The 6,958-nt window shown below is 48.2% G+C and carries 11 protein-coding genes; 7 read left to right on the forward strand and 4 right to left on the reverse strand.

All coding sequences use genetic code 11. From position 1 onward, the window contains the following. Nucleotides 1-134 precede the first annotated feature (134 nt). A complete protein-coding gene (locus NZ772_02415; GenBank protein ID MCS6812415.1) occupies nt 135-311 on the forward strand; it encodes a hypothetical protein in 177 nt (58 codons plus the stop codon). A gap of 15 nt (nt 312-326) precedes the next feature. Then, nucleotides 327-533, forward strand: a complete 207-nt coding sequence (locus NZ772_02420; protein ID MCS6812416.1) for a hypothetical protein — start codon at nt 327-329, stop codon at nt 531-533. 254 nt (nt 534-787) lie between these two features. On the opposite strand, the gene NZ772_02425 is transcribed toward NZ772_02420, so the two are convergent. Beyond that, nucleotides 788-982, reverse strand: a complete 195-nt coding sequence (locus tag NZ772_02425; GenBank protein ID MCS6812417.1) for a hypothetical protein — start codon at nt 980-982, stop codon at nt 788-790. Nucleotides 983-1,287: 305 nt separating this feature from the next. Here NZ772_02425 and hemH point away from each other — a divergent pair, with 305 nt between their 5' ends. The 4 genes from hemH (at nt 1,288) to urtD (ending at nt 5,460) form a co-directional block, all read left to right on the forward strand. Next, entirely contained in the window at nt 1,288-2,451 is a 1,164-nt protein-coding gene (gene hemH / locus NZ772_02430) for a ferrochelatase (GenBank protein ID MCS6812418.1), read from the forward strand. Nucleotides 2,452-2,548: 97 nt separating this feature from the next. Next, a complete protein-coding gene (locus NZ772_02435) occupies nt 2,549-3,286 on the forward strand; it encodes a phycocyanobilin:ferredoxin oxidoreductase (GenBank protein ID MCS6812419.1) in 738 nt (245 codons plus the stop codon). A 256-nt stretch (nt 3,287-3,542) separates the two neighbouring features. Continuing rightward, nucleotides 3,543-4,730, forward strand: a complete 1,188-nt coding sequence (urtC, locus tag NZ772_02440) for an urea ABC transporter permease subunit UrtC (GenBank protein ID MCS6812420.1) — start codon at nt 3,543-3,545, stop codon at nt 4,728-4,730. After that, nucleotides 4,705-5,460, forward strand: a complete 756-nt coding sequence (gene urtD, locus NZ772_02445) for an urea ABC transporter ATP-binding protein UrtD (protein ID MCS6812421.1) — start codon at nt 4,705-4,707, stop codon at nt 5,458-5,460. The genes urtC and urtD overlap by 26 nt, the downstream gene beginning before the upstream one ends. Before the next feature lie 39 nt (nt 5,461-5,499). Here the strand turns inward: urtD and rpsR are convergent, their stop codons facing one another. Genes rpsR through NZ772_02460 form a run of 3 tightly spaced genes read right to left on the reverse strand, consistent with a single transcriptional unit; the run spans nt 5,500 to nt 6,509 of the window. Continuing rightward, nucleotides 5,500-5,715 (reverse strand): 30S ribosomal protein S18, encoded by a 216-nt coding sequence (gene rpsR, locus NZ772_02450; protein ID MCS6812422.1) that lies wholly within the window; start codon nt 5,713-5,715, stop codon nt 5,500-5,502. A 6-nt stretch (nt 5,716-5,721) separates the two neighbouring features. Continuing rightward, nucleotides 5,722-5,910 carry a 50S ribosomal protein L33 gene (rpmG, locus tag NZ772_02455; protein MCS6812423.1) on the reverse strand — a complete coding sequence of 63 codons (189 nt, stop codon included), beginning with the start codon at nt 5,908-5,910 and terminating at the stop codon, nt 5,722-5,724. 56 nt (nt 5,911-5,966) lie between these two features. Continuing rightward, complete coding sequence (locus NZ772_02460) at nt 5,967-6,509, reverse strand: RDD family protein (GenBank protein MCS6812424.1); 543 nt, start codon at nt 6,507-6,509, stop codon at nt 5,967-5,969. Between the two features lie 151 nt (nt 6,510-6,660). Between NZ772_02460 and NZ772_02465 the strand changes: the two genes are divergently transcribed. Further along, the coding region (locus NZ772_02465; protein ID MCS6812425.1) for a hypothetical protein at nt 6,661-6,958 on the forward strand (298 nt) is incomplete at its 3' end.

Here is a 6,958-nt window from a genome sequence, read left to right on the forward strand (position 1 = left end):
GTGATTCCAACTGCCAGAGACAAAACTTGCCAGTAAATTCATCGCAGGTCGTATTATCCACAACCTATGCTTCTAGGAAAACATGGCAAGCCAAGTTGATTTGACCTCAAACATGAACACTGTTCTCAAGCCCCATGCATTGCCGCGCCTATATGCAATTACGCTGCACCTTGCGAGCGCTCCATCGTACCGGATACTGTACCGTGTTCACTTGGGCACGCATTCCCCGTGATGCCAATGGTGAGGTTGCTAACACTGTTGCCCTTGCCCCCAACTGGATGATTAAGACGCTTTCTCCGGATCAAAGCTAGACCCAAATGGCTTAGTTGATTGACCCCACAGAAAAGCTGGTGTTTGCCTATCTGGCTATCAAAGGCATTCTGGTTTTCGAGGCAGCGGACGATCGCCTACCCATGTCTGATTTTGCTAAACCAGTTGTCCTAACGATTGGGGCACCTGTGCAGTTAGTTGGAAGCATAGCCATAGTTGCCAAATTTCCAGATGGCTTTGGGGGCAAATTGGCCAAACAGTGAGTAGTACCTTGCTGACTCCCAGCCTTTGTCTTTTGGGCAGATATGCTGCTGTATATGGTTTACCTAACAACCAGAACTCTACAGATTGCCTTGGTGGTAGCAAGGGTTTTGCCGAGTAACTGTCTATGCCTTTTTGGTGCAGTACTTCAACAGTTCAGTACTGTGGCTTCTAGAAAGCTATTGGTCTGCCAAGTTGTAGCCCTTTTAACCATTCCTCACCTATTGTTGTACATGGTGCCACTAGGCAGGCGTGACTACGCTACGATAGCGCGTCTGCCACTACCGCGGTAAAAAGTATTCTGGCGGCGAGATACTCTGGCTAGGTTTTCAGTTCGTGTTAGTTTGCTGGTTTCACTCGTATCTGCGATCTTAGCTGCATCTTGAACGCAAGAGAGTGCTAGGCCAACCAGCACGAAAGTAAATAGGGAAACAGAGATAAGGGATTTCATAGGACTCACCGTTCTCTAAACGTTTAATCCTCTTTACGCTTTGGATGAGTCGTGTCCGGAGAAAACGGGTGATTGAGCCTATAGCCATATGGCTGATTTCCATAGGTTTTTGAGCACTGCCAACTTACGAAATGACGCTAAAGAGATAAGTGACTGTATGGCAGTCAACAATAGAATTTTGCGGCTCTAGACGTAGCTTTGTGATGCCAGATGGGCTGATGATGTGGCTTTTGCGTAACTCTGGCTGCCAAAGAATTGTATTGTTAGACAGTAACAATTCTGAGCAACTGGGAAGGGCGATCGCTATGGGCAAAGTCGGAGTTTTATTGTTAAATCTGGGTGGGCCAGACAAGCTAGAGGATGTTCGTCCTTTTCTCTATAACTTGTTTGTTGATCCAGAGATCATCCGGCTACCATCCCCCCTATTGCAAGCACCTTTGGCTTGGCTCATTTCCACCTTGCGAGCCAAAAAGTCTCAGGAAAATTATCAAAAAATTGGGGGTGGTTCACCCCTACGCCGAATTACCGAAGCTCAAGCTCAAGCATTGGAAACCGAGCTGCTCAACAGTGGTCACCAAGTCAAGGTTTATGTTGGGATGCGGTATTGGTATCCCTTCACAGAAGCCACGATCGCTCAAATTAAGCAGGATAGGGTTAAGCGGCTTGTGATTTTGCCGTTGTATCCTCAATTTTCCATCAGCACTAGCGGTTCTAGCTTTCGCCTGCTAGAGCGATTGTGGAATTCAGATCCAGTCCTGCAAACGATGCAGTACACAGTGGTGCCATCTTGGTATCAGCATCCAGACTATTTGCGATCAATGGCTGAATTGATAGCCCAAGAACTTGACCAACTGCCTCAACCAGAGCAGGCCCACATTTTCTTCAGTGCCCATGGCGTGCCTGTCAGCTACGTAGAAGAAGCTGGAGATCCTTACCAGCGGGAAATCGAAGATTGTGTCACCCTAATTATGAAGCAATTGAATCGACCAAATGCCTACACATTGGCCTATCAAAGTCGAGTCGGGCCGGTGGAATGGTTGCAGCCCTACACAGATGAAGCAATTGTTGAGCTTGCTCACCAGCACGTCAAAACCTTAGTTGTAGTGCCAATTAGCTTTGTTTCAGAACATATTGAAACCCTAGAGGAAATCGATATGGAATATCGAGAAATTGCAGAACATGCTGGCATTGAGACCTTTGTGCGGGTACCTGCCCTAAACACCTACCCTACCTTTATCAAGGCCCTAGCCAATCTAGTGGTCACAGCGCTCCAAGAGCCTCCTGTGCACTTCAGCGATACAGTCCGTCCACAACCAAATCTGAAAAACTATCCTCAGGGGCCTTGGGCTTGGGGACTGACTCCTTCGGCTGAAGTGTGGAACGGTCGGTTGGCAATGTTAGGGCTTCTAGCTGTGGCTATAGAAATACTGTTAGGTCGGGGACCACTGCATAGTCTTGGCTTGCTATAGGTTAGCAGTCTTCTACAGGCAGGATTTTAACTGTTGTGGAATTGCTAGAAACACCGCACTATTTCACCATGTATTGAGTTATTGATCCAATTCAGCTATGCCAGACTCACTGCGCTCTCGCCAACACCCGCTGATTTGTCAGTTGGCAACTTGTATTGAAACGATTTGGCAAACCCAGTTAGACCTGTCTCCCTTTGCTGTTCCAGAGGGGTTAGGCTATGTCGAAGGTTCTCTAGAAGGGGAAACCCTAGTGATTGAAAATCATTGTTACCAGGCTCCTCAGTTTCGGAAGTTACATCTGGAATTGGCACAGGTTAGTAATGGACTAGATATTCTGCACTGTGTAATGTTTCCTCGTCCTGAGTATGCGTTGCCTATGTTTGGCGCTGATTTAGTGGGCACTGGGCGGGGTGGCATTAGTGCAGCGATCGCCGATCTGTCGCCCATTAGTGCAGATCACACCTTGCCAGACCACTATCGTCAAGCCCTCTCGGCACTACCAGAGTTGAATTTTGCCCAGCCTCGCGCATTGCCTGAGTGGGGAGACATTTTTTCTGAGTTTTGCCTATTTGTACGACCCGCAGGAGCCGACGAGGAAGCAGCTTTTCTTCAACGTGTGCAAGATTTTTTGATGCTGCACTGCCAAATGGCTAAGGCAACTGTGCCGTCAGATTCCGAGGCTGAGATTGCTGCGACGATCGCAGGCCAACGCTACTATTGCACGAAGCAGCAGCAAAATGACAAAACTCGCCGAGTGTTAGAAAAGTCCTTTGGGGTAGAGTGGGCAAATCGATACATGACTACAATGCTGTTTGATATCGTTGATCTAGCCTAGAGAATCTAGGTGCCGCTTCAGCAGCTTAAGCCTCTAGCCTTTAACCAAAGGATAGAGAGATACCCGATAGAACGCTTACATCATTAGTTCTGCAATCTCATAATCCAAAATGATCGCATTATTCATAGGGTGGACTTTATGGATCCAAACATTATTGTCCTCTTCCTAATCACTTGGTAATCCATGCTACAAATTTAGAGCAAGGAGTGTAGGAATCTGTTAACGCTAGCAATCGTGCATAGTTTGGGATTCATTAATGGCGCAATTGCAAACTAGTGTAATCGGACAATCGCAAGCCAATCGTCAAGCCCGTAGGCGGCTGGTTACAGAGGTGACGATCGTCGCTGGGGTGGCATTGCTGCTGTTGTTGGTGATTCCACCGTTACTGACAGCCGCAGGTCAAGGCGTGCGGGTCAACCAACTAGGGCGATTTCTGTCCCTAGCCATTGCAGCCCTAGGTATTGACTTGATTTGGGGATTCACCGGACTGCTGAGCTTAGGGCATGGCATCTTTTTCGCCCTTGGTGGCTATGCCTTTGCTATGTACCTGCAACTGCAAATTCCTGCTGGACAAATTCCTGAATTTTTCACGCTGTATGGTGTGACTGAACTTCCCTTTTTCTGGAAGCCTTTTTACTCCTTTCCCTTCACCCTAGCGGCCATTGTGCTCGTGCCGACTGTCGTTGCCACTGCGATCGGCTATCTGGTCTTTCGCAACCGCATTCGGGGAGTCTATTTCTCCATCTTGACCCAAGCCGCGCTAATTGTGTTTTTTAACTTCTTCAACGGCCAGCAGAAACTAATTAACGGGACGAATGGTTTGAAAACAGATACCTCTATGATCTTTGGCTTGCTGGCCAGTGATCCCAAGGTTCAAGGAACACTCTACACCCTCAGCGTCCTGTTCTTAGCAGCGGGCTATGCCCTCTGTCGATGGCTGACCAGTGGTCGTATGGGGCGACTGCTAGTTGCCATTCGAGACGATGAACCTCGTGTGCGCTTTTCTGGCTATGATCCCACTTGGTTTAAAGTCTTTGTGTTTGCAGTTTCCGCTGCCTTGGCAGGCATTGCTGGTTCACTGTACACCGTGCAGTCTGGAATCATCACCCCCAAAGCTATGGATGTTGCCTTTTCCATTGAAATGGTGATTTGGGTAGCTGTTGGTGGGCGTGCCACGCTGGTAGGTGCCATTCTGGGAGCATTAATTGTCAACTTTGCCAAAACCTTGCTGAGTGAACAGTTTCCGGCCTTTTGGCTGTTTTTCCAGGGGGCGCTGTTCCTGTTGGTGGTAACTGTATTGCCCACTGGTATTTTGGGTTGGTTGCGTACTGACGGCTGGAACTGGGCACGATCGCTGATGGGTCGATCATCAAAAGTCAGCACCTATCCAAGCTTAGAACAGGATCCAGAGATAGAGTATGAGCGGAAAAATCTTGGAGATTGAAAACCTGACCGTTAGTTTTGATGGCTTCAAGGCGGTCAACAACCTCAACTTCAGCATGGATGAGGGTGAGTTGCGGGTAGTCATTGGCCCAAATGGTGCAGGGAAAACCACATTTATGGATGTAATTACAGGCAAAACCAAGCCCACGGAGGGCAAAGTCTTTTTCAAGGGCAAAAATCTGCGTCCCTACTCTGAGCATCAGATTGCTCGTATGGGCATTGGACGCAAGTTCCAAACTCCACGGGTTTACTTGAAACTAACCCCCCGCGAGAACTTGGAGCTATCCTGCGCCCGTCAGAAAAATGTGTTAGCAGCGCTAGTAGGAAAGGTATCCCCCGCAGAAAAACGAACAGTATCGGGATTGTTGGAGACGATCGGCCTCACGCTGAAAGCTGACATTCCAGCCGAACTCCTCTCTCACGGAGAAAAGCAACGCTTGGAAATTGGCATGTTGGTGGCACAATCTCCTGACCTGCTGCTTGTAGATGAACCCGTGGCTGGCCTAACCGATGAAGAAACCGAAAAGGTAGGCGACCTGCTGCTAGAACTAGCTCAAAGCCACTCGATCATTGTTATCGAGCATGACATGGAGTTTGTTCGTCAAATTGCCCGTAACGTGACTGTGTTGCACCAAGGCTCTGTGCTATGCGAAGGCACCATGGACGAAGTGCAGAACGATCCTCGTGTCATCGAGGTTTACCTAGGGCAAGCTGAAGAAGCCCACGTTTAGATTTAACCTTTGCGCTTAGCCAGTGGGTTTGCCAGTGGCCTAGCCTTCCTTATTAATGAAGGGTAAAAGGGCGATCATGCGAGCACGTTTAACAGCGGTTGTTAAGTCTCGCTGTTGCTTAGCCGTTAGCCCTGTGATGCGGCGAGGCAAAATCTTACCCCGCTCAGTAATGAACTTACGCAGCAAATCTACATCCTTGTAATCGATCGGATCTCCAGGCTTAATCGGGGAAATGCGGCGGCGGAAATAGGTCATAGTCAGTTATTTAATCTCCTTATGGACAGTGTGCTTGTTGCAGTGGGGGCAGAATTTTTTTAGCTCCAACCGTCCAGTCGTGTTGCGACGGTTTTTAGTAGTTGTATAGCGAGAAACACCGGGCGATCGCTTGTCGGGGTTGGTACGACACTCGGTGCATTCTAGTGTAATGATAATACGAACGCCCTTAGCCATAGGTTATGTGCCAAACTGGGATACAAAAAATGTGCTTATTTCGCAAACGCGATCTCCTATTGTTTCACACGATCGCGAATTTGAGCAACTAGTTGACGGATTTTTAGGTCTAGTGAGTACCCGCGTCGATAAACAACCAAGGTATTGGTGATGCGGTCATGAAGGGTTTGCAGTTGCTCTGGATCCGATAATACAAAGACAGCATCGATCGCCAAGGGCAGAATCAGCAAGATATAGAACGACTCACTGGGCAAAATTCCTCTGCTTAGACCAATTAATGCCAACAATGTCTCAACGCCAACAATCGTTTCTCGCTTAGCTAATGTCGTCAAGTCAGGTGTGCGCCGCCACTCTAGGCTGATGATCCGCATATCAAATGCCCATCGTCCCAAACTTTGCCCTTGACGCTGATACGGGATAACAACCCGCAAGACTAGCCAAACAACGAAAAAAATCAAGCTACTTAGTAGGGCACTCTTTACCCCAAAGAGAGCACTGGTTAACCATGCAGCAATGCCATCTAGCCCCAAGGCTGCCCCTCGCCGCCAAATGGGCACTTCTGGGGGGCGCAAAACAGGCAGTTGTGGTCTGGTAGGCATAGGTTTAAATCAATCAAAGGTTTGGTGTAATCACCGATAGTTATGCTTTAATCTCCTGAAACGATTCTCATCATACGCAATACTAAGCAGTGATGTCAGGCAAGTTCACTAACCGTCTAGCCCAACTTTACTAAGCTCATTGTGTGGAAGAATGCTGCCAAGCCGTGTTTTACAACTAGCTAAGCAAGGTAACCCCTCTGCGATCGCAGCGTTAATTAGCCAAGCCCTACAATCTCGTGGGATGATTGTGCAGGGTGGTATGAAGAATGGGCATCTACAACTGCTGGTTAGAGCAAAAGATGTTCCGGATCCAAAACAGCTCGTGCCATTTCTGTATCAGGGGTTAGTGAAGTTGCAACCAGAGGCAATTACGATGGTCAAAATCTATGGTCAGGGTGCCAATAACAACTATGTTGCGTGGCGACGGGCTATTCAGCTACCGGTTTCTG

It is taken from the genome of Cyanobacteriota bacterium, from assembly GCA_025054735.1.
Classification (GTDB): Bacteria; Cyanobacteriota; Cyanobacteriia; order SKYG9; family SKYG9; genus SKYG9.

What these genes read in the sequence shown, in the direction of transcription:
- rpsR (MCS6812422.1), bottom strand. Translation starts at nt 5,715, where the DNA reads ATGACCTATTTCCGCCGCCGCATTTCCCCGATTAAGCCTGGAGATCCG.
- NZ772_02415 (MCS6812415.1), top strand. Translation starts at nt 135, where the DNA reads ATGCATTGCCGCGCCTATATGCAATTACGCTGCACCTTGCGAGCGCTC.
- NZ772_02425 (MCS6812417.1), bottom strand. Translation starts at nt 982, where the DNA reads ATGAAATCCCTTATCTCTGTTTCCCTATTTACTTTCGTGCTGGTTGGC.
- hemH (MCS6812418.1), top strand. Translation starts at nt 1,288, where the DNA reads ATGGGCAAAGTCGGAGTTTTATTGTTAAATCTGGGTGGGCCAGACAAG.
- urtD (MCS6812421.1), top strand. Translation starts at nt 4,705, where the DNA reads ATGAGCGGAAAAATCTTGGAGATTGAAAACCTGACCGTTAGTTTTGAT.
- NZ772_02435 (MCS6812419.1), top strand. Translation starts at nt 2,549, where the DNA reads ATGCCAGACTCACTGCGCTCTCGCCAACACCCGCTGATTTGTCAGTTG.
- rpmG (MCS6812423.1), bottom strand. Translation starts at nt 5,910, where the DNA reads ATGGCTAAGGGCGTTCGTATTATCATTACACTAGAATGCACCGAGTGT.
- NZ772_02460 (MCS6812424.1), bottom strand. Translation starts at nt 6,509, where the DNA reads ATGCCTACCAGACCACAACTGCCTGTTTTGCGCCCCCCAGAAGTGCCC.
- urtC (MCS6812420.1), top strand. Translation starts at nt 3,543, where the DNA reads ATGGCGCAATTGCAAACTAGTGTAATCGGACAATCGCAAGCCAATCGT.